The sequence below is a fragment of the Pseudarthrobacter sulfonivorans genome (assembly GCF_001484605.1).
Taxonomy (GTDB): Bacteria; Actinomycetota; Actinomycetes; order Actinomycetales; family Micrococcaceae; genus Arthrobacter; species Arthrobacter sulfonivorans_A.
Genome location: NZ_CP013747.1, coordinates 3,891,356 through 3,912,123, shown reverse-complemented (window position 1 = coordinate 3,912,123; position 20,768 = coordinate 3,891,356). Strand labels below are relative to the sequence as shown.

Below are 20,768 nucleotides of genomic sequence, written 5' to 3'. Positions count from 1 at the left end.
ACGCCGTCGGGCCCGTCCGGTCCCCCGTGTCAGTGCTCAAGCGCCGGCCTCCGGGTGCGCCGCCCGTTCCGATTCCAGCAGCCGTGCCCGGAGCCTGCCCATTTCTTCGTCTTTGGCCGCGATCTGGTCCCGCAGTTCGTCGAGGACCTGGTCCACCTGGTCCATCCGGTACCCACGCAGGCCGAGGGAGAAGCGGACCCGGTCGACGTCGGCAGGTGCAGCGTCCGCGGGCAGCAGCACCGGCGGAAGGTTGGCGGGCGGCTGCCCGAACCCCTGGTAGAGAATCGGATTCTCCGGGACCTCGGAGCCTGTGGCCGGTTCACTGCCCCGGCGGAGGCTGCGCAGAATGCCGCGGCGGCCACCGGCGCCTGCCCACAGGGTGGCGGCGATCAGCACGATGGCGAGGTAGACCAGGAAAAAACTCACAGCACCCATCGTGCCAGATATGGGCTGGCGGCCTATTCGGGCCGTTGCTCGCCGTTGGTGGAAACCGGGGGCGTCCAGTGCAGTACCAGTTGCACCGCTTCGGCGGGATCGTCCACCACCTGGATGAGGTCCAGGTCCTTTGCGGAGACCATTCCCTCGGCCACGAGGGTGCCCTTGATCCATTCGATCATCGGCCCCCAGAAGTCGACGCCGAGGAGCACGATCGGGAAGGAGGTCACTTTCCGGGTCTGGACCAGGACCATGGCTTCAAAGAGTTCATCCAGCGTTCCCAACCCGCCGGGAAGAACGATGAAGCCCTGGGCATACTTGACGAACATGGTCTTCCGGGCGAAGAAGTAGCGGAAGTTAATGCCGAGGTCCACCCACTGGTTCAGGCCCTGCTCGAAGGGCAATTCAATGCCCAGGCCGACGGAGACGCCGTTGCCTTCCACGGTGCCGCGGTTGGCGGCCTCCATGGAGCCCGGACCGCCGCCGGTAATGACGGCCACGCCCGCGGCTGCCAGCTTCCGGCCTACTTCCATGCCCATTTCGTAGTACGGGCTGCCGGGCTTGGTGCGCGCCGAGCCGAAGACACTGACGGCGGGCCCCAGATCGGCAAGCGCGCCGAACCCCTCGACGAACTCGCTCTGGATCCGGAGGACACGCCAGGGGTCTGAATGGACGAACTGTCCTGCGCCTTTGGTATCAAGCAAATGCTGGTCGGACATTTCCACAGCCGCCTGCTTGCGACGGAGTTCAAGGGGCCCCTTACGGCGCGGCTGGGAAGTTTTGGCCGGATCTCCGTTGATGCTCATCCCACAAGGCTAATGCCAAGGCCAGCCTGCCTGTGGCAGGTATCTCTTGAATCACGATCCGCGCGAACTTGGCGTGATTCACCTCATAACCAGCCAATGTTCGCTAGATTCTTCTTTATGACTACTCATGTGCCCGGCGATGCGCTCGTCTCCCTGAATGGTGTGAATAAGCATTACGGTCAGTTGCACGTTTTGAAGGACATCAATCTCCACGTCCGTAAGGGCGAAGTGGTGGTGGTCATTGGCCCGTCAGGCTCAGGAAAGTCCACGTTGTGCCGTGCCATCAACCGTCTGGAAACCATCGAAGGCGGCACTATCAGCATTGATGGAAAGGTGATGCCGGAGGAGGGGAAGGAGCTGGCCCAGCTCCGCGCCGACGTCGGGATGGTCTTTCAGTCCTTCAACCTCTTCGCGCACAAGACCATCCTTGAGAACGTGACGCTTGGTCCCATCAAAGTCAAAGGCGTTGCCAAGGCCCAGGCCGACAAGGAAGCCATGGCATTGCTGGAGCGCGTGGGCGTGGGGCACCAGGCCCCCAAACTCCCGGCGCAGCTCTCCGGCGGCCAGCAGCAGCGCGTGGCCATCGCCCGCGCCCTGGCGATGAAACCAAAGGTCATGCTCTTTGATGAGCCCACCTCTGCGCTGGACCCCGAGATGATCAACGAGGTCCTTGACGTCATGATCCAGCTGGCCAAGGAAGGCATGACCATGGTTGTGGTCACGCACGAAATGGGCTTCGCCCGGAAAGCCGCCGACCGTGTGGTTTTCATGGCGGATGGCCAGATCGTAGAGGATGCCAAGCCGGAAGAATTCTTCACCAACCCGAAGAGTGAGCGCGCGAAGGACTTCCTGTCCAAGCTGCTCACTCACTGATTTTCCATCAACGAACACACCCTCCAGTTCGCACCAGGCCGTGACCCACGGCCGACCAATGAAAGGAATGTCATGAAGGCATTTATGACCCGCCGGAAGTCGTTCTTCGTGGCGGCTACTGCTGCCCTGGCGTTGTCCCTGAGCGCATGCGGCGGCACCACCCCCGGCACCACCAGCGATCCCACTGTTGCCGACAAGCCGACGTTTGCCGCCGGCACCACCATGGCCAAGCTGTCCGCCGCAGGCACCATCAAGATCGGCACAAAGTACGACCAGCCGCTCTTCGGACAGGTGGGTCTGGACGGCAAGCCGGTGGGCTTCGACGTCGAGATGGGCAAGCTGATCGCTGCCAAGCTGGGCATCGCTGCGGACAAGATCGAATGGTCAGAGACTGTCTCTGCCAACCGCGAACCGTTCATCGAACAGGGCAGGGTAGACCTGGTCATCGCCACGTACACCATCAACGACAAGCGCAAGCAGGTTGTGGACTTTGCCGGCCCGTACTACGAGGCAGGCCAGGCGCTGATGGTCCTCAAGGACAACGACACCATCAAGAAGCCCGAAGACGTCAAGGGCAAGAAGGTTTGCTCCGTGACCGGCTCCACCCCTGCTGCCACGATCGTTGAGAAGTACCAAGCCGAACTGTCGCCTGCCGGGACCTACTCGGCCTGCCTTGAGCCGCTGCGCAACAAGCAGGTTGAAGCCATCACCACGGACAACGTGATCCTGGCCGGCTTTGTGGACAAGGAGCCTGAGGTCTTCAAGCTGGCCTCGGATGAAACCTTCACCAAGGAGCCGTACGGCATTGGCCTGAAGAAGGGCGACACCGAGTTCCGCAACTGGATCAACGACCAGCTCGAGGCGTTTGGCAAGGACGGGTCCTACAAGAAGGCCTGGGAAGCAACTGCAGGTTCGGTCATCAAGACCGCCCCTGAGCTTCCTGCCATCGTCCGCTACTAGGTAGCAACGGCGGCTTCCGTGGAATTCGTTACACGCGTTCCCCGGAAGCCGCCACCCTGCTTTTGACCCCTATGCCTAGAGCCGAAGGATCCTATGGAAGTCATCATTGAAAACCTCCCTCTTTATTGGGAAGGCCTTCTCCGCACTCTTTTCCTGTCCGTCGTCTCCGGGATCATCGCCCTCATCCTCGGAACACTCCTGGCAGCCGCCCGCGTTTCCCCCGTTGCAGCCCTGCGGGGTTTCAGCACCGTCTACGTGGAAATCCTCCGGAACACACCCCTGACCATCGCCTTCTTTTTTGCTGTGGTTGTCCTGCCCCGCCTCGGCGTGACATTCCAGCAGTTCGAGGTCGCAGCGATCATCGCGCTTAGCGCCTACACAGCGGCCTTCATTGCTGAAGCAGTCCGTTCAGGCGTTAACAGCGTCCCGCTCGGCCAGGCTGAGGCTGCGCGCAGCATCGGCATGAATTTCGGCCAGGTCCTGAACCTCATTATCCTGCCGCAGGCGCTGCGGACTGTGATCCCGCCGCTGATCAACATCCTGATTGCCCTCGTCAAGAACTCCTCCGTCGCCGGCGCGTTCTTTGTCCTGGAACTGTTCGGCTACGGACGCCAAATGGCCAACGCCAACGGTGACCAGGTCATGGCAGTTCTGCTGGGCGTGGCGTTCTTCTATCTGCTCCTCACCATTCCGCTGGGCGTCCTTGCCAGCACGGTGGAACGAAAGGTGGCGATTGCCCGATGACTTCAGTCCTCTACGACGTTCCCGGCCCCAAAGCGCGCCGGGTCTCGCTGATCGGTTCCGTGGTTGGAACCGTGCTGATCCTGGGCCTCCTGGCATGGATCGTGATGACCCTCGCCCAGCAGGGCATTTTTGAAGGTCGCCGCTGGGCGATCTTCACCCGGGGCGACGTCTGGACGCTGCTAGCCAACGGCCTCGGCGCCACGCTCAGCGCCGCCGCCCTCGCCGCGGTCATCGCGTTCCCCCTCGGCCTGATGTTCTGCCTCCTGCGTATCTCGCTGGTCGCCTGGATCCGGATTCCGGCCCGCGTGGTCCTGGAATTCCTGCGCGGCATGCCGGTTGTCCTGATGATGCTCTTCGTTCTGCTGGTATTCGGGACGAGTTCCTTCATCGCAGTGGTGGCCGGGCTCGTCCTCTACAACACCGCTATCTTCGCGGAGATCATCCGGGCCGGCATCCAATCACTGCCGAAGGGACAGCGGGAGGCGGGCCTGACCATCGGCCTGACCAGTTTCCAGTCCCGGATGCTCATCGAGCTGCCGCAGGCAGTTCGCCGCATGATGCCGTCGCTGGTTGCCCAACTCGTGGTGCTCCTGAAGGACACGTCCCTGGGCTACATCGTGGCGTACGGCGAACTTCTGCGCGCAGTACAGGTCATGGCGGACTTCCTGGGTAACGCGTTCCTGTTCCCCATTTTCTTTGTGGCTGCCGCCATCTACATTGTGATCAACATCTGCGTGTCCCGGCTCGCAATCTGGATCGAGCGCCGGGGTTCCAAGAAGACGGCAGGCGGTGTTGCGCCGGCGCCAACCGCCGTCGTCGCACCGGAGCTTCCGGACGTAACGGGACGCAAATAGCAACACCCAAAACACATGCAGAAGGGTCCGCAGCCTGCAGGCTGCGGACCCTTCTGCATTGCGGACTAGGCCGAAAGCCAACTTTGCAAAGCACGCAGGCATTCACGGATGGCGTCGGCGTCCACGTGCTCGTCGTCTTTGTGTGCCAGCAGCGGATCGCCGGGGCCGAAGTTCACTGCCGGGATCCCCAGTTCGCTGAAGCGGGCGACGTCGGTCCAGCCGTATTTCGGTTTCGGCTCGGCACCCACGGCGGCTACGAAGGACGCCGCGGCAGGGTGGTTCAGTCCCGGGCGCGCACCGGCGGCAGCGTCCGTGCGGACCACAGCGAAGCCCTCCAACAGTTCGCGCACATGCGCCTCCGCCTGGTCCGGAGTCTTGTCCGGGGCGAAGCGGTAGTTGATCTCCACCACGCACCGGTCCGGAATCACGTTGCCTGCCGTGCCGCCGTTGATCTTCACCGCGTTGAGGCTCTCGCGGTAGTCCAGGCCGTCCACGTTGACGGTCTGCGGTTCGTATGCCGCCAGCCGGGCAAGGATGGGCGCCGCCGCATGGATCGCGTTGCTGCCCATCCACGCACGCGCAGAGTGTGCTGCCTCACCCACCGTGGTGGCCTCAAAACGGCTGGTGCCGTTGCAGCCACCCTCGACGGTGCCATGGGTCGGCTCCAGGAGAATGGCAAAATCGCCGCCCAGGAGGCTGCCGTGGTTGCGGACCAGGCGGCCCAGGCCGCTCTTGACCGCTTCCACTTCCTCGTGGTCGTAGAACACAAAGGTGACGTCCCGCTTGGGCGCCGCGCCGCTGTCGAACATTGTGGCCGCCAGCGCGAGCTGGACGGCGACGCCGCCTTTCATGTCGGTGGCTCCGCGCCCATAGAGTACGCCCTCCCCCGGGACACCCGAATCCCAGGTGGACGGGACGGTGCCGCGCGCGCCTTCAGTAACCGGCAACGGCACTGTGTCCAGGTGTCCAGCGAGGATGACGCGTTCCGCCCTGCCCAGTTCCGTGCGGGCGATGATGGAGTCACCATCGCGGATCACCTGGAGCTCGGGGATGGCCCGGAGCGCCACTTCGACGGCGTCAGCCAGCTCTGTCTCATTCCCTGACACACTGTTGATGTCCATCAGGGCGGCGGTCAGCACGGAGACATCCTGGCGTAGGTCCAAAAGCACGGTAATCGGTTCAGGGGCAGTTTCGGCAGTCACGTTGCCAGTCTAGTTCGAACCCGGCGCCTGCCCCTCGCTAGACTGGGGCCATGACTGAGACCGCTACCTCCGCCGCGCCCAAAGACCAGAACGAACCTTCAGAAGCCCGCTCCGCCTACGGTTTCGGGTTGGCAACCATCGCCAGTGCCACGGGCGAGCAAAAAACCGAAGCCACCGTCCTTGACGTCTGGTTCCCCGCGCCCGCCCTGGGCGTTGCGGCCGAAAACCTGCGCGCCGTGGAGAATGCCGACGAAACACTGGTCCAGCTCGCCGCAAGCGGCACCGACGCGGACCGCGGGACCGAGCAGAAGGTGGTCTTCGTCCAGATCAACCTCGATGAAGCTCCGGCCGACACCGCCGACGCATACCTCCGGCTGCACCTGCTCTCCCACCGGCTGGTCCGGCCCAACACCATCAACCTGGATGGCATCTTCGGCAAGCTCCCCAACGTGGTGTGGACCAACTTCGGTCCCGCCGCCGTGGAAGGCTTCGAACTGACCCGCGCCAAACTTCGCCGCCGTGGCGCCGTCACCGTCTACGGCGTGGACAAGTTCCCCCGAATGGTGGACTACGTGGTGCCCGCCGGCGTCCGGATCGCCGACGCCGACCGTGTCCGCCTCGGTGCCCACCTCGCCGAAGGCACCACCGTGATGCACGAAGGCTTTGTGAACTTCAACGCCGGCACCCTGGGCGCCTCCATGGTGGAAGGCCGCATCTCCGCCGGCGTCGTCGCCGGCGACGGCAGCGACGTGGGAGGCGGCGCGTCGATCATGGGCACCCTCTCCGGGGGCGGCAAGGAAAAGATCGTCATCGGTGAGCGCGTCCTGCTGGGCGCCAACTCCGGCGTCGGCATCAGCGTCGGCGATGACTCCGTGGTGGAGGCAGGCCTCTACGTCACCGCTGGAACGCGTGTGCTCGTTCCCGGGCCCAAGGACGAGAATGGCGAGGATACCGCCAAGATCGTGAAGGCAGCCGAGCTGTCCGGCGTCCCCAACCTCCTGTTCCGGCGCAACTCCACCACCGGCGCCGTCGAGGTGTTGCCGCGCAAGGGCCAGACGGTGGAACTCAACGACGCGCTCCACGCCAACTGACCTGTCCGTGGCACGTGGACGCAGTTTCGTTCGCCCCACCGTGCTGCTGCTTACCGTGGCGCTGACGGGCGCCGGCATCTACACTGTGGTTTCCTTCCTGCAGCGCTCCGAAACCCTGGTCTCGGAGCGCTGCACGGCCGACGCCGGGACCCAGAGCGCAGAGCTTGCAACGGACCAGGCGGTTAATGCCTCACTGATTACAGCGGTGGCGGTGCAGCGCGGGCTGCCTCCCCGGGCAGCCAGCATCGCCCTTGCCACCGCCATGCAGGAATCCAAGCTGCGCAACATCGCCCATGGCGACCAGGCCGGCCCTGACTCCCGCGGACTCTTCCAGCAACGTCCCTCGCAGGGGTGGGGAACCGAGGCCCAGGTGATGGACCCGTACTACGCGGCCAATGCTTTCTACGATGCCCTGGTCAAGGTTCCCGGCTACGAGTCCCTGGAAATCACCGACGCCGCCCAGCGTGTCCAGCGCTCGGCCTACCCCCTCGCGTACGCCCAACACGAAGATATGGGCCGGTCCTTTGCGTCCGGCCTGACCGGCCAAGCACCCGCCTCCGTGCTGTGCACTTTGCGCGCCCCGCAGGAACCGGGCATCCCCGCCGCCGTCGAGTCCGAGCTAGCCCTGGCGTACGGGCCGCTCGCCATCACCACGGAGAATGATTCGCTCGTGGTGGCAGCTGACGGCACCCAGGCCTGGTCCGTGGCGCAGTGGGCAGTTGCCAATGCCAAGGGCCTGGCGGTGACACGCGTGGATGTTGCAGGCCGGAGCTGGGACCGTGAGGATCAGGGCGGCTGGCAGGAATCCGACGCGCCCGCCGGACAGGTCCGCATTACAGTGGCACCGGCCGGCACCGGCAGCTGACGGCCGTAGTGCTGATGCGCGCCTGCTGACGGCCCGGATGCTGACCGCGCCGCCTCAGACCAGGATGTCCACCACGGGCTGGACGTAGCTGCGGAAGAGCTCCGGCGCGGACATGAGGTTGTGGCTCATGATGATCTTGTCCGGCTCCAGGTACCACGCCCGCTGTTCGTTCAGCGGCAGTTCGATGATGGTCAGGGTGAAGTCCCGTGACCCCCGGCCCACCTCCAGCAGGCGGTCATCCACCATGTCTCCCAACAGCTGGTCCGAACCGCTGGCCACCCGTTCGGCTTCCAGCCTGACGTACTCGCTGCGGCGCTCCCGTGCCCAGGTCAGGGCTGACCCGAAATGCGCCTGCAGGACACGCTGGAGGGCCGGGGAATTCCCGAATTCCCCAAAATCCGGCGGGGACAGCTCCGGTGACGTCTGGGGGTGCGCCTTCAGCAACTGCTCCCACCAGGCTTCCCATTCGGTCTTGAGTGCGCTCAGCCCGCCGACGTCGGAGGTGAGATGCGAGTGGTCGGCATGGTGGATCTTCGGCGCGGCATGCGATAACGCAGGGTGGCCGGCGCCGTCGAGTCCTGCCGCATCACGGACAAAGAGCGCGATCATCAGAGGCCCGGACGTATCCGTAGTGATCTGCCAGCCGGAACCACCTGTGTGATGCATCCCTACTCCTCCTGTGGCCTGCCTGTACCGGCCTGACCAGCCGGTTCCGCTCCCCCGGCTCCCAGTCTATTCCCGATGCCACCGGACGGTAATGTCAGGCGGCCAGGCTCTTCAGGTGCCGGTCCAGGACGTCATGGCACATCTGTGCCGTCATCCAGGCGGGCTGAAGGAGGGCGTGCATGCACAGCCCGTCCAGCGTAGCCAGCAGCCTCTCCGCCTCGACCGCCAGCGACTGCTGCCCGTCGCCGTCGTCCGGTACCAGGGCGGTGATGACCTGCCCGACGACGGCAGCCACCTCCCGGTGGCTCCGATCAGCCTCGGCCGCGAGGAAGGGACGGATCCTGGCCGCGTTCTTGAAGGCCATCCACACGCAGGCGTCCACGGCCCGTTCCTCGTCGAGCGGCAGAAATTCACCCAGCAGGGTTAAAACCGCCTCACGATGCGGGCCGGTCCCGGGTTCGCTGGCGGCCATCGCCGGCAATGCCGCGGTGAGCCGGCCCGTGATCCGGTCCACAACGGCGGCAAAGGAATGGCTGAGCAGTTCGTCACTGCCGGCGAAGTAGTGCCGGACGGAGCCAACGGCAAGGCCTGCTTCGTCCGCCACCTCCCGCAGTGACGCCCGCTCAAGACCGTCGACGGCGATGATCCTGAAGACCGCTTCAACGATTTCTGCGCGCCGGGCTTCGGCATCTACAATTTTGGGCACTCCTATTATTTAGCACACCTGTGCTTAAATCAACACATCCGCGGAATTGGGATAGCGTGGGGGCATGAAAATTCTGGTCACAGGCGGCACCGGGTACATCGGGTCGCACACAGTCTTGTCCCTGCAGGAAGCCGGCCATGATGTGGTGGTGATCGATAACCTGGTGAACTCCAGCGAGGAGGCACTGCGCCGGGTGGCCGAACTCAGCGGCAAGACCGCGGAATTCCACAACGTGGACCTGGTGGACGAAGCCGCAGTGGAAGGCGTCTTTGCCGCCCACACGATCGACGCCGTGATCCACTTTGCCGGGCTCAAGGCAGTGGGTGAGTCGGTCCGCGAGCCGCTCAAGTACTACTACAACAACCTTGTGGGCACGCTGAACCTGATCCGGGTGATGGACCGCCACGATGTCCGCTCCATCGTGTTCAGCTCCTCCGCCACGGTGTACGGCGAACACAATCCCATCCCGTACGTGGAGAAGATGGAGATCGGCGCCAACAACCCGTACGGCCGCACCAAGGAGCAGATCGAGGACATCCTCGCGGACCTGGGCGCCGCTGACGGCCGTTGGCACATTGCCCTGCTGCGCTACTTCAACCCGGTGGGCGCACATCCGTCAGGCCGCATCGGCGAGGACCCCCAAGGCATCCCCAACAACCTCGTGCCGTTCATAGCCCAGGTGGCCGTGGGACGCCGCGACAAGCTCATGGTGTTCGGCGGGGACTACGACACCCCTGACGGCACCTGCCTGCGGGACTACATCCACGTCGTCGATCTCGCCGAAGGCCACGTGGCAGCCCTCAACCACGTCGCGGACCGCTCCGGCGTCTACCGCTGGAACCTTGGCTCCGGGAAGGGCTCCTCCGTGCTGGAGGTCCTGCGGTCCTTCGAGAAGGCCGTGGGCCAGCCCATCCCCTACGAGATCACCGGACGCCGCGCCGGCGACCTCCCGGCCTTCTGGGCCGACGCCACCTCCGCCCTGGCCGACCTGAGCTGGTCCACCACCAAGACCGTGGACCAGATGTGCGAGGACCACTGGCGCTGGCAGAAGAACAACCCCCTGGGTTACTCCGTCTAAACAGCAACGTGGGCCCACGCCCGCAGGGTTCCCTGGCCGAGCTTGCGAGGATAGGGTGCGGGCGGGGAGGGTCACTTAACGCCCCTTCGGGACCCCTTTTTGGGCGTTAAGTGACCCCGCGTTGCTTTGCTGGTGATGAACGACGGCGGCCGGCCACCTTCGTGGAGAAGGTGACCGGCCGCCGTCGTAATTCAGTTAAGTCCGGACTAGCGGACCGGGTAGTCGCGCTCGGGCTCACCGATGTACAGCTGGCGCGGGCGGCCGATCTTGGTGTTCGGGTCGCTGATCATTTCACGCCACTGGGCGATCCAGCCCGGCAGGCGGCCGATCGCGAACAGCACGGTGAACATCTTCTCCGGGAAGCCCATGGCCTTGTAGATCAGGCCGGTGTAGAAGTCCACGTTCGGGTAGAGCTTGCGCTGGATGAAGTAGTCATCGTTCAGCGCCTTCTCTTCCAGGCGCATGGCGATCTCGAGCAGCTCGTCGTTGCCGCCGAGCTTGCTCAGGATCTCGTGGGCCGTGGCCTTGACGATCTTGGCGCGCGGATCGTAGTTCTTGTAGACGCGGTGTCCGAAGCCCATGAGGCGGACGCCGTCTTCCTTGTTCTTGACCTTCTCCATGTAGTCCTCGGGCTTGGTGCCGTCGGCCTGGATCTGGCGGAGCATCTTCAGCACTGCCTCGTTGGCGCCGCCGTGGGCGGGACCGAAGAGGGCGTTGATGCCGGCTGACACCGAGGCGAAGAGGTTGGCGTTGGAGGAGCCAACCAGGCGCACGGTGGACGTGGAGCAGTTCTGCTCGTGGTCCGCGTGCAGGATCAGGAGGAGATCCAGTGCCTTGGCGATGACCGGGTCAACCTCATACTGTTCGGCGGGGAGGCCGAAGCTCAGGCGCATGAAGTTCTCCACGAGGTTGTGGGAGTTGTCCGGGTACAGCATCGGCTGGCCAATGGACTTCTTGTGCGCGTAGGCGGCGATGACCGGCATCTTGGCCATCAGGCGGATGGTGGAGACCTCCACCTGCTCGGCGTTGAACGGGTCCAGGGAGTCCTGGTAGAAGGTGGACAGCGCCGAAACAGCCGAGGACAGCACGGGCATCGGGTGCGCGTCGCGCGGGAAGCCGCTGAAGAAGCCCTTGAGCTCTTCGTGCAGGAGGGTGTGGCGGCGGATCTTCTGGTCGAACTCTTCCAGTTCCGTGGGGGTCGGCAGGTTGCCGTAGATCAGCAGGTAGGACACCTCAAGAAAGCTGGAGTGCTGTGCCAGCTGCTCGATGGGGTACCCGCGGTAACGCAGGATGCCCGCATCACCGTCGATGTAGGTGATAGCGGACGTGGTTGCTGCGGTGTTCATGAAGCCGGGGTCAAAGGTGACTGCGCCCGTCTGCTTGAGCAGCTTGGAAACGTCGTAGCCTTCGTTTCCTTCAACAACCTGGATGCGCGGGAGCTTGAGCTCGCCTCCTGCATGGTGCAGGGTTGCGCTGTTGGTCTCAGTCATGGAGTCCCCTTCATGAGGCGCGTGGGCCTCTGTCGAAAGCTTGATCCAACATCCGGTGAGCCGTGGCAGTGACCCTGTTCATCCAGGAATCCAACACCCGGGCTGCCTTCTTGTAGAAAGCCACCATTGATAGTCACTTAAAAAGTACCGCCCGATTGCGGGTGTCACTAATCGGAGGCGTGCGAAACCCCCGTAAAATGCCGTCTTTGTGGTGCGAGTCACATGATTGTTACGGCGTCGTGGCCAGTCTGGCCACTGCGGCGTCAATCCGTTCATCAGTGCCCGTCAATGCGACACGCACAAACCCGTTGCCGGCTTCGCCGTAAAAGACGCCCGGCCCCACCACGATGCCCCGCTCAGCCAGCCGGGCCACGGTGTCCCAGGTGCTCTCTCCGGCGGTGGACCAAAGGTACAGTCCGGCGTCGGAATCCTTAATCTCCAGCCCGAAGCCCTGCAATGCCGGCACCAGACGCTCCCGGCGTCCGCGGTAGAGGTCCTTCTGGGCCTGGACGTGGGTGTCGTCGCCCAACGCAACCCGCATTGCTTCCTGCACCGGGTAGGGGACGATCATGCCGGCATGCTTGCGGCTGTTGACGAGGTTGGCCATGATGGCCGGGTCACCGGCCACAAACGCTGCGCGGTAACCTGCCACGTTGGACTGCTTGCTCAGCGAGTACACGGCCAGAAGGCCCTCGTGGGACCCGCCGGAAACGCGAGGATCCAGGATGCTGGGCACGGGCTCGCCGCCGCGCTGTGCGTCCCACGCGCCCCACCCGAGTTCGGCGTAGCACTCGTCCGAGGCTACGACGGCACCCAGTTCGCGGGCCTGCGCCACAAGCGCTTTGAGGGACTCAACATCCCTGACGCTTCCGGTGGGGTTGCCCGGGGAGTTTACCCAGATCAGCCGCACGCGTGCGCGGGTGGCATTGTCCAACTCGTCGAGGTGGTCGGTAGCGACGGAGGTGACGCCGGCGAAAGTAGCCCCGATGTCATAGGTGGGGTAGGCAACCTTGGGGCGGACGACGACGTCGCCCGGCTTCAGCCCGAGCAGGAGCGGCAGCCACGCCACCAGCTCCTTGGAGCCGACGGTGGGCATAATGTTCTTAGGGTCCAGGCCGGGGACGCCGCGGCGCCGCTCGAACCACGCCGCAATGGCTTCCCGCAACGGAACGGTGCCGTGGACCGTGGGGTATCCCGGGGCGTCCGCGGCGGCCCTGAGGGCATCCTGGATCAAAGCGGGAGTGGGGTCGACAGGCGTGCCGATCGACAGGTTCACGGCCCCGCCAGGGTGCTCAGAGGCTTTGGCCAGGTACGGTGTCATGGCCTCCCACGGGTAGTCGGGCAGGCTCAGGCCAAAGCTGTTCACGGCAGCGGTCAACGCGATGCCCGGCTCAGTGGTCTTGGTTCTGCAGCGGCAGGGCGGCGATCATCGGGTGATCCTTGCCCGTGTTGCCCACCTTGGCGGCGCCACCGGGCGAGCCCAGGTCATCGAAGAATTCGACGTTGGCCTTGTAGTAGTCGGCCCACTCTTCGGGGGTGTCATCCTCGTAGTAGATGGCTTCCACCGGGCACACCGGCTCGCAGGCACCACAGTCGACACACTCATCGGGGTGGATGTACAAGGAACGCTCACCCTCATAGATGCAGTCAACGGGGCATTCCTCGATACATGCCTTGTCCTTGACATCTACACACGGCTGCGCGATTACGTACGTCACGTCCCTTGCCTCTCCACGATATTTCCCGGCAGTGGCCGGCACTTGAATCCGGCACCGGCCGGACTATTGACTTCTGAGCCTATTATCTCCCAGCCCGTCCACGCGAACCTAGCCGGCCGCCTTAGTATGAACTGGTGAGTCCCGCCCAGCCTACGCCCCGAGAATTTCTGGCCACCGCCGCGCCCGGAACACGGGTTGTAGTGCGTTACCGGATCGACGGCGGCCTGACGGACGCCCTGGGGCATCTGGTGGCCACTGACGACGACGGCTGCACAGTCCGCACGCGGAAGGCCGACGTCGTGATCCCCTTGGACCTGGTGGTGGCCGCCAAGGAAGTGCCGCCGGCGCCGGAGCGGCGCCCGGCCCGCGTCCGCAACTGACGCTTTCCTGACACAAAGAAACTGCCGGTACGACGGCGGGTTCCCGCCCGCCGTACCGGCAGCTTCAGTGACGTGCTATTTAGGACTAGGCCTTGGCGCGTGCCCGGGTGGACTTGGCGCGCTGGTTGACGTCCAGGATGAGCTTCCGGATGCGGATGGACTCCGGGGTGACCTCGACGCACTCGTCTTCGCGGGCGAATTCGAGGGACTCTTCGAGGGTCAGGTCGCGCGGCGGCGTCAGGTTCTCGAAGGTGTCCGAGGAAGCGGCACGCATGTTGGTGAGCTTCTTTTCCTTGGTGATGTTGACGTCCATGTCGTCGGCGCGGGAGTTCTCGCCGACGATCTGGCCTTCGTAAACCTCGGAGGTGGGGCGAACGAAGAAGGAGCCACGTTCCTGCAGGTTGATCATGGCGAACGGCGTCACAACTCCGGCGCGGTCGGCCACCATCGAACCGTTGGTGCGGTACTCGATCGGGCCGGCCCAGGGCTCGTAGCCCTCGGAGATGGAGGCTGCGATGCCGGCGCCGCGGGTGTCCGTGAGGAACTTGGTGCGGAACCCGATCAGGCCACGGGCCGGAACGATGAACTCCATGCGGCACCAGCCGGTGCCGTGGTTGGCCATGTTGGTCATGCGTCCCTTGCGGGCGGCCATCAGCTGGGTGACGGCGCCGAGGTACTCTTCCGGCACGTCGATGGTCATGTGTTCCATCGGCTCGTGGATCTTGCCGTCGACGGTCCGGGTAACAACCTGCGGCTTGCCGACAGTCAGTTCGAAGCCTTCACGGCGCATCTGCTCGACCAGGATGGCCAGCGCGAGCTCGCCACGGCCCTGGACTTCCCAGGCGTCGGGACGCTCGGTGGGGAGAACCTTGATGGAGACGTTACCGATCAGTTCCTTGTCCAGGCGGTCCTTAACCTGGCGGGCCGTGACCTTGGCGCCCTTGACCCGGCCGGCCAGCGGCGAGGTGTTGATACCGATGGTCATGGAGATCGCGGGATCGTCCACGGTGATCAGCGGCAGCGGCTGCGGGTTGTCGACATCGGTCAGGGTTTCACCAATGGTGATTTCCTCGATGCCGGCGACGGCGACGATTTCGCCCGGGCCTGCAGACTCGGTGGGAACACGGTCCAGTGCCTTGGTGGCCAGCAGTTCGGTGATCTTGACGTTCTTGAGCTCGCCGTTGGCGCGGGCCCAGGCAACGGTCTGGCCCTTGCGCAGGGTGCCGTTGTAGATGCGGAGCAGGGCAAGACGGCCCAGGAACGGGGAGGCGTCCAGGTTGGTGACGTGTGCCTGGAGCACGCCGTTCGGGTTGTATGTCGGAGCCGGGATGTGCTCGATGATGGTCTTGAACAACGGCTCAAGGTCCTCATTGTCCGGAGCGGAGCCGTCGGCGGGCTGGTCCAGGGAGGCGCGGCCTACCTTCGCTGCTGCATAGACGACCGGTACTTCAAGGATCTTGTCCAGGTCCAGGTCCGGAACTTCGTCGGCGAGGTCCGAGGCGAGGCCCAGGAGGAGGTCCATCGACTCGTGGACAACTTCCTCGATGCGGGCGTCGGGGCGGTCTGTCTTGTTGACGAGGAGGATAACCGGCAGGTGCGCGGCCAGGGCCTTGCGCAGCACAAAGCGGGTCTGGGGCAGCGGGCCCTCGGAAGCGTCCACGAGGAGTACAACGCCGTCCACCATGGACAGGCCGCGCTCTACTTCGCCGCCGAAGTCGGCGTGGCCGGGGGTGTCGATGACGTTGATGGTGATGGTTTCACCGTTGGAGGACGGTCCGTTGTAGGCCACGGTGGTGTTCTTGGCCAGGATGGTGATGCCCTTTTCGCGTTCCAGGTCACCGGAGTCCATGACGCGGTCTTCGAGGTGGTTGTGTTCGGCAAAGGAGTTGGTCTGCTTGAGCATGGCGTCGACCAGAGTGGTCTTGCCGTGGTCAACGTGGGCCACGATCGCGACGTTGCGGAGGTCACTGCGCGATGCAGTGGCTACCGCGGTGTTGGTGGTGGTTTCAGACATGCGTGATTGCTCGATTCAGTGGTGAAGTCAGCTGTTGTTTCGCGACATTTCCAACCGGAACGCACGATGGATTAGCCCAATAACACAGGGCTCCTTCCCTCATTCTAAACGCTGAGCCTATTGTTGGCCTAAAAATCTCGGATCGGCCCAGTCCGACCGGTGGGTAATTCCGGCGCGCCGCGGCCCAAAGAGTGACCAAGCTCACTGGATTTTTGTGACTTGATGCACCATCATGGCTGTGATACCACAGCAAGCCCGGAGAATCCCTGATGCGAAAAGCCTCGGCTCTGACCCGCTTTGTCGCCTCTGGAATCGCGGTAGCCGCGCTCCTGGGCGGCTGCGGACAGACCCCAGCAGCCACACCGGACTCCGGCGTGCCATCCCCGGCGCAGGCGGCAGCGGCCGGCGCATACCAGGCCCGCGGTGGCGATCCGCTCGGCCTGTCTCCCGGTTCTGTCTACCGCAACCCGGCCAGCGGGCGTGACGAGGTGGTGGTGCCGGACATGCGGCACACTGCCCTCCTGATCGGCGATTCCCAATCCGAACCTACTGACGGGTGGCCACGTCTTGGCCTTGCCGCCGTTGGCTACAAAGTCCACTTCTGCGGGCTCGGAGGAACGGGATTCGTGGCATCAAACGGCAAGACGGGCAACTACATCGACGCCTTGCAGCGCGGCGACTGGAAGCTGCCGTACGGGACGCCCGCGCTGATCGTCATCCAGGGCGGCGGCAACGATGCCGCGCACGGCGCTACCGATGCCCAGATCGTGGCCAACGCCGACCGGCTGATCGGCGCACTCCGGGAACGCTATCCAGGCGCCAGGATGGCCATGATCGGCACCCTGGCCCGCGGCGCCAACTACGGTGGCGGGCGGAGGACCCAGGTGGACGCGCTGCTGGGCACGGTGTCCGCCAGGAACGGCATACCCTTTGTGGGCGTGGGCGACTGGCTGTCGAAGTACAACCTCGCGAAGAACCTGGCAGATGCCGTCCACATGGATGCCGCAGGCCGCAGGTCACTGGGCGGGCTGCTTGGATCCAGGCTCAGGCAGTTAGGCCTCGAAGGCCCATCGCTGGACGGCACAGTCCCGGTGGCAGCTCCCCCAGCCACCCCGGCGGACTGAACAGACTTTTTTGGCGGGCGGAACTTGCCCTTGGCGCGCTGAACAGGCCGTTAAAAGCAATGGAGCCGTTAAGCCGTTAAAAGCAATGGAGCCGTTAAAAGGAATGGAGCCGGCGCCCTGAAGGCGCCGGCTCCATCCTTAGCCCGGGATACAGCGGTCTGATCAGGCCACTTCGGGCGGAAGCATCAGCTTCGCACCGGGAATGGCATTGAGCAGTGCTTTGGTGTACTCCTGCTGAGGGGACTCGAAGACATCGTCCGTGGAACCGGTCTCCACCAGCTTGCCCTTTTCCATCACACAGACGTGGTCGGCAATCTGCCGCACCACAGCCAGGTCATGGGTGATAAAGAGGTAGGTCAGCCCGAGGTTGGCCTGCAGGTCCGCGAGCAGGTTCAGCACCTGCGCCTGGACCAGCACATCCAGGGCTGACACTGCTTCGTCACAGATGATCACCTCCGGATCCAGTGCCAGAGCACGGGCAATGGCAACGCGCTGCCGCTGCCCGCCGGAGAGCTCGTTCGGGTACCGCTGCATGGTGGACTGCGGCAGTGCCACCTGGTCCAGGAGTTCCCGGACCTTCTTCTCGCGGCCGGCCGCGTCACCAATCCTGTGGACGCGCAACGGCTCTTCGATGGTGCGGAAGATGTTGTACATCGGGTCCAGGGAACCGTACGGATCCTGGAAAATGGGCTGCACCCGCCGCCTGAACTTGAAAAGTTCAGGCGCCTTCAGCAACGACGTGTCGACGCCGTCGAAAAGGATCTTCCCATCGGTAGGCTTTTCGAGCTGAAGCACCATTTTTGCCACGGTGGACTTGCCCGAGCCGGACTCCCCCACGATAGCGGTGGTGGTACCCCTTTTGACATCGAAGCTCACCCCGTCAACGGCCGCGAAGTCCGTCGTTTTCCCCAGCCCCTGGCGGAGCTTGTAGACCTTGCGCAGGTCCTGGATCTGCAGGACGTTGTCCGCGGCAGCTGCCTCCGCAGCAGGAGCCAGCAGGTCTGACGCTTCGAGACCCTGCTCCTTGGCGACCTGGATCCTTCGGCTCGCCAGTGACGGCGCAGACTCAACCAGCCGCTTGGTATACGGATGCTGCGGGTTCTGGAGCAACGCCAGCGAAGGACCTGCCTCCACCACCTGGCCCCGGTACATCACCACCACCTTGTCAGCACGCTCGGCCGCCAACCCCAGATCATGGGTGATAAGCAGGACTGCTGTGCCCAGGTCCGTGGTCATGGTCTCCAGATGATCCAGGATCTGCCGCTGGACCGTGACGTCCAGTGCCGACGTCGGCTCATCCGCGATCAGCAGGCGCGGCTGGCAGGACAGCCCGATGGCAATGAGGGCGCGCTGGCGCATACCCCCGGAGAACTCATGCGGATACTGCTTGGCGCGCCGGTGGGCATCCGGCAGTCCCGCCTCGGACAGCACTTGGGCGATATCATCCGGTCCACTGGGCCGTCCGTTGGCGCGGAGGGTTTCCTTGACCTGGTAGCCGATTTTCCAGACCGGGTTCAGGTTGGACATCGGGTCCTGCGGGACCATGCCGATCGTATTGCCCCGCAGTTCGATCATCCGCTGCTCCGTGGCGTGGGCAATGTCCTCGCCGTCGAGCAGGATCTGCCCGGCGGAAACGCGGCCGTTGTTGGGCAGCAGGCCGATGGCGGCGAGTGCCGTCGTCGACTTGCCCGAGCCCGACTCCCCCACGATAGCCACTGTTTCGCCCGGCATGATGGTGAGGTGCGCGTTGCGGACGGCCTGGACTTCACCGCTGCCGGTGGTGAACGTGATGGCCAGGTCGCGGATTTCCAGCAGCGGTTTCACTCCCGCATGCCCGGCCTCATCGATGTGGATTTCTGGAGTGGTCATCTCTTTCTCTCTCATCGCTGCCGGCTCTTGGGATCGAGGGCGTCACGTACCGCGTCGCCGAGCATAATAAAGCTCAGAACGGTAATGGACAGCGCCGCCGCCGGATAGAGCATGATTTCCGGCCTGGTTCGAATGGAAGCCTGTGCACCCGCGATGTCGTTGCCCCAGGACATGATGCTCTGCGGCAGGCCGATGCCCAGGAAGGACAGGGTGGCTTCCGCGACGATGAAGACGCCCAGTTCCAGGGTGGCCAGGACGATAATCGGTGCCAAGGCGTTAGGGAGGACGTGGCGGACCAGCGCGCCAAACTTTGAAACGCCCAGTGAGCGGGCGGCCGTCACAAAGTCGGCATTGCGCACTTCAATGACCGCGCCGCGCGTGATACGTGCCATCTGCGGCCAGGCCAGGAGCGCGATGACAAACACGACGCTCCAAACGCTCTTGTTTTCACGGAAAAAGGGCAACTGGGTGATCACCAGCGCACCAAGAATCAGGGGCAGCGCAAAGAAGATGTCGCCGAGGCGGGCAAGCACGGCATCGATCCAGCCGCCGTAGTAGCCCGCAAGGGCGCCAACGGTCACGCCGACAACCAGGACGCAGAGCACGGAGAGCAGACCCACTGAAAGCGAAGCCTGGGTTCCGTGGACGACGCGGGAATAGATGTCGCAGCCCTGGAAGGTGAAGCCGAAGGGATGCCCGTCTGTGGGACCGCCTTCCGAATTAGCCAGTACGCAGCCGTCGTTCGGAGCAACGGACGAAAAAAGGCCCGGGAACAGCGCCACCACAGCAAGGGCCACGATGAGCAGCGCCGAAATAATGAACAGCGGCCGACGGCGGAGCTTGCGCCAGGCGTCCGACCAAAGACTCAGGGGTGCCTGGTCAGTCTTGACGGTGTCGGTTGCCAGCAACGGAGTTTCGTCGATGGGCGCCACAAAGTGGCTGTTATTACTGGTCATAACGGATCCTCGGGTCAAGCCAGGCATACAGGAGATCAACGAGCAGGTTGGCCACCACGAAGACCAGCACCAGAACGCTGACGATGGAAACGATGGTGGGGCCTTCGCTGCGCAGGACGGCCTGGTAGAGCTTGTTGCCGACGCCGGGGACGTTGAAAATGCCCTCCGTCACGATCGCACCGCCCATCAGCCCGCCAAGGTTGGCGCCCAGGTACGTCACCACCGGGATCAACGAGTTACGCAGGATGTGTGCGATGACCACCCGCGGCCGTGACAGGCCTTTGGCGGTGGCAGTTCGCACGTAGTCGGCATTCATGTTTTCGCTGACAGAGGCGCGGGTCAGGCGGAGTACATAGGCGAACGACACCAGGCCCAGGACCACTGCCGGAAGCAGCAGGCTGCCCCAATCGGCGTTGGCGCCGACGGTGGGTTTTGCCCAGCCGAGTTGCACGCCAAAGACGAGTTGAAAAACGAAACCCAGAACAAATGTGGGGACCGCGATGACAACCAGCGAAACCACCAGGACGGTGGAGTCAAACCAGCCGCCGCGGCGGAGACCGGCGAAGACGCCGAAGGCCACTCCGAAGATTGCCTGGATGGCCAGTGCTTCTACGGCGAGCATTGCCGTCACGGGGAAGACCCGAGCCAAGCTTGCCGCGATGGGCTGGCCGGTGAAGTCGTTGCCGAGGTTGAACGTGAAGAGGTTCTGCAGGAAGAGCCCGTACTGGACCCAGAAAGGTTCGTCCAAGTGGTACTGGCTGCGCAGGGTATCGATGACTGCCTGCGGGGGCTGGCGGTCTCCGAAGAGCGCCGCAATGGGATCGCCTGGAAGGGCGAAGACCATGTAATAAACCAGAAGCGTGGTGCCGATGAAGACGGGGATCACTTGGAGGAGTCGTTTCAGAATGAAGCGGACCACCGGATCACCAGCCTTCCG

General features: G+C 64.0%; 21 protein-coding genes. 9 read left to right on the top strand and 12 right to left on the bottom strand.

Annotation, left to right across the window (positions count from 1 at the left end; genetic code table 11):
* Positions 1-36: 36 nt before the first annotated feature.
* On the bottom strand, positions 37-435 hold the full coding sequence (locus tag AU252_RS17770; protein WP_058931856.1) for a DivIVA domain-containing protein: 399 nt from the start codon (positions 433-435) through the stop codon (positions 37-39).
* 23 nt (positions 436-458) lie between these two features.
* Complete coding sequence (locus AU252_RS17765) at positions 459-1,241, bottom strand: TIGR00730 family Rossman fold protein (RefSeq protein WP_058931855.1); 783 nt, start codon at positions 1,239-1,241, stop codon at positions 459-461.
* A 117-nt stretch (positions 1,242-1,358) separates the two neighbouring features.
* Here AU252_RS17765 and AU252_RS17760 point away from each other — a divergent pair, with 117 nt between their 5' ends.
* The 4 genes from AU252_RS17760 (at position 1,359) to AU252_RS17745 (ending at position 4,672) form a co-directional block, all read left to right on the top strand.
* Positions 1,359-2,114 (top strand): amino acid ABC transporter ATP-binding protein, encoded by a 756-nt coding sequence (locus tag AU252_RS17760; protein ID WP_058931854.1) that lies wholly within the window; start codon positions 1,359-1,361, stop codon positions 2,112-2,114.
* 72 nt (positions 2,115-2,186) lie between these two features.
* On the top strand, positions 2,187-3,074 hold the full coding sequence (locus AU252_RS17755) for a glutamate ABC transporter substrate-binding protein (RefSeq protein WP_058931853.1): 888 nt from the start codon (positions 2,187-2,189) through the stop codon (positions 3,072-3,074).
* A 93-nt stretch (positions 3,075-3,167) separates the two neighbouring features.
* Positions 3,168-3,818 carry an amino acid ABC transporter permease gene (locus AU252_RS17750; protein ID WP_058931852.1) on the top strand — a complete coding sequence of 217 codons (651 nt, stop codon included), beginning with the start codon at positions 3,168-3,170 and terminating at the stop codon, positions 3,816-3,818.
* Complete coding sequence (locus AU252_RS17745) at positions 3,815-4,672, top strand: amino acid ABC transporter permease (protein ID WP_058931851.1); 858 nt, start codon at positions 3,815-3,817, stop codon at positions 4,670-4,672. Before AU252_RS17750 ends, AU252_RS17745 begins: the two co-directional genes overlap by 4 nt.
* Before the next feature lie 65 nt (positions 4,673-4,737).
* On the opposite strand, the gene dapE is transcribed toward AU252_RS17745, so the two are convergent.
* On the bottom strand, positions 4,738-5,874 hold the full coding sequence (dapE, locus tag AU252_RS17740) for a succinyl-diaminopimelate desuccinylase (protein WP_058931850.1): 1,137 nt from the start codon (positions 5,872-5,874) through the stop codon (positions 4,738-4,740).
* 50 nt (positions 5,875-5,924) lie between these two features.
* Between dapE and dapD the strand changes: the two genes are divergently transcribed.
* Together dapD and AU252_RS17730 are read left to right on the top strand one after the other, a co-directional pair.
* Positions 5,925-6,965, top strand: a complete 1,041-nt coding sequence (gene dapD, locus AU252_RS17735) for a 2,3,4,5-tetrahydropyridine-2,6-dicarboxylate N-succinyltransferase (RefSeq protein ID WP_058931849.1) — start codon at positions 5,925-5,927, stop codon at positions 6,963-6,965.
* Positions 6,966-6,972: 7 nt separating this feature from the next.
* Positions 6,973-7,830, top strand: coding sequence for a hypothetical protein (locus tag AU252_RS17730; RefSeq protein WP_058931848.1), 858 nt, complete (start codon positions 6,973-6,975; stop codon positions 7,828-7,830).
* A 54-nt stretch (positions 7,831-7,884) separates the two neighbouring features.
* Here AU252_RS17730 and AU252_RS17725 read toward each other — a convergent pair whose 3' ends face one another.
* Together AU252_RS17725 and AU252_RS17720 are read right to left on the bottom strand one after the other, a co-directional pair.
* Positions 7,885-8,496: a hypothetical protein gene (locus tag AU252_RS17725; RefSeq protein ID WP_058931847.1), complete on the bottom strand. Its 612-nt coding sequence runs from the start codon at positions 8,494-8,496 to the stop codon at positions 7,885-7,887.
* A gap of 94 nt (positions 8,497-8,590) precedes the next feature.
* Complete coding sequence (locus tag AU252_RS17720; RefSeq protein ID WP_058931846.1) at positions 8,591-9,202, bottom strand: TetR/AcrR family transcriptional regulator; 612 nt, start codon at positions 9,200-9,202, stop codon at positions 8,591-8,593.
* Positions 9,203-9,266: 64 nt separating this feature from the next.
* On the opposite strand from AU252_RS17720, the gene galE reads away from it, so the two are divergent.
* The gene (gene galE, locus AU252_RS17715) at positions 9,267-10,280 is read left to right on the top strand and encodes a UDP-glucose 4-epimerase GalE (protein WP_058931845.1); all 1,014 of its coding nucleotides are present in this window, start codon (positions 9,267-9,269) and stop codon (positions 10,278-10,280) included.
* A 206-nt stretch (positions 10,281-10,486) separates the two neighbouring features.
* Here the strand turns inward: galE and AU252_RS17710 are convergent, their stop codons facing one another.
* From AU252_RS17710 to fdxA, 3 genes are all read right to left on the bottom strand, one after another.
* Positions 10,487-11,770, bottom strand: a complete 1,284-nt coding sequence (locus tag AU252_RS17710) for a citrate synthase (protein WP_058931844.1) — start codon at positions 11,768-11,770, stop codon at positions 10,487-10,489.
* A 229-nt stretch (positions 11,771-11,999) separates the two neighbouring features.
* Complete coding sequence (gene dapC, locus AU252_RS17705; protein WP_058931843.1) at positions 12,000-13,148, bottom strand: succinyldiaminopimelate transaminase; 1,149 nt, start codon at positions 13,146-13,148, stop codon at positions 12,000-12,002.
* 13 nt (positions 13,149-13,161) lie between these two features.
* The gene (gene fdxA / locus AU252_RS17700) at positions 13,162-13,488 is read right to left on the bottom strand and encodes a ferredoxin (protein WP_056344030.1); all 327 of its coding nucleotides are present in this window, start codon (positions 13,486-13,488) and stop codon (positions 13,162-13,164) included.
* A gap of 134 nt (positions 13,489-13,622) precedes the next feature.
* On the opposite strand from fdxA, the gene AU252_RS17695 reads away from it, so the two are divergent.
* Positions 13,623-13,868 (top strand): hypothetical protein, encoded by a 246-nt coding sequence (locus AU252_RS17695; protein ID WP_083510461.1) that lies wholly within the window; start codon positions 13,623-13,625, stop codon positions 13,866-13,868.
* Positions 13,869-13,953: 85 nt separating this feature from the next.
* On the opposite strand, the gene typA is transcribed toward AU252_RS17695, so the two are convergent.
* Positions 13,954-15,882, bottom strand: a complete 1,929-nt coding sequence (typA, locus tag AU252_RS17690) for a translational GTPase TypA (protein WP_058931842.1) — start codon at positions 15,880-15,882, stop codon at positions 13,954-13,956.
* 269 nt (positions 15,883-16,151) lie between these two features.
* Here typA and AU252_RS17685 point away from each other — a divergent pair, with 269 nt between their 5' ends.
* On the top strand, positions 16,152-17,006 hold the full coding sequence (locus tag AU252_RS17685) for an SGNH/GDSL hydrolase family protein (protein ID WP_058931841.1): 855 nt from the start codon (positions 16,152-16,154) through the stop codon (positions 17,004-17,006).
* A gap of 162 nt (positions 17,007-17,168) precedes the next feature.
* On the opposite strand, the gene AU252_RS17680 is transcribed toward AU252_RS17685, so the two are convergent.
* Genes AU252_RS17680 through AU252_RS17670 form a run of 3 tightly spaced genes read right to left on the bottom strand, consistent with a single transcriptional unit; the run spans position 17,169 to position 20,750 of the window.
* Positions 17,169-18,875: a dipeptide ABC transporter ATP-binding protein gene (locus tag AU252_RS17680; protein WP_058931840.1), complete on the bottom strand. Its 1,707-nt coding sequence runs from the start codon at positions 18,873-18,875 to the stop codon at positions 17,169-17,171.
* A gap of 11 nt (positions 18,876-18,886) precedes the next feature.
* A complete protein-coding gene (locus AU252_RS17675; protein WP_058931839.1) occupies positions 18,887-19,831 on the bottom strand; it encodes an ABC transporter permease in 945 nt (314 codons plus the stop codon).
* Entirely contained in the window at positions 19,821-20,750 is a 930-nt protein-coding gene (locus AU252_RS17670; protein WP_058931838.1) for an ABC transporter permease, read from the bottom strand. Before AU252_RS17670 ends, AU252_RS17675 begins: the two co-directional genes overlap by 11 nt.
* Between the last annotated feature and the right edge of the window lie 18 nt (positions 20,751-20,768).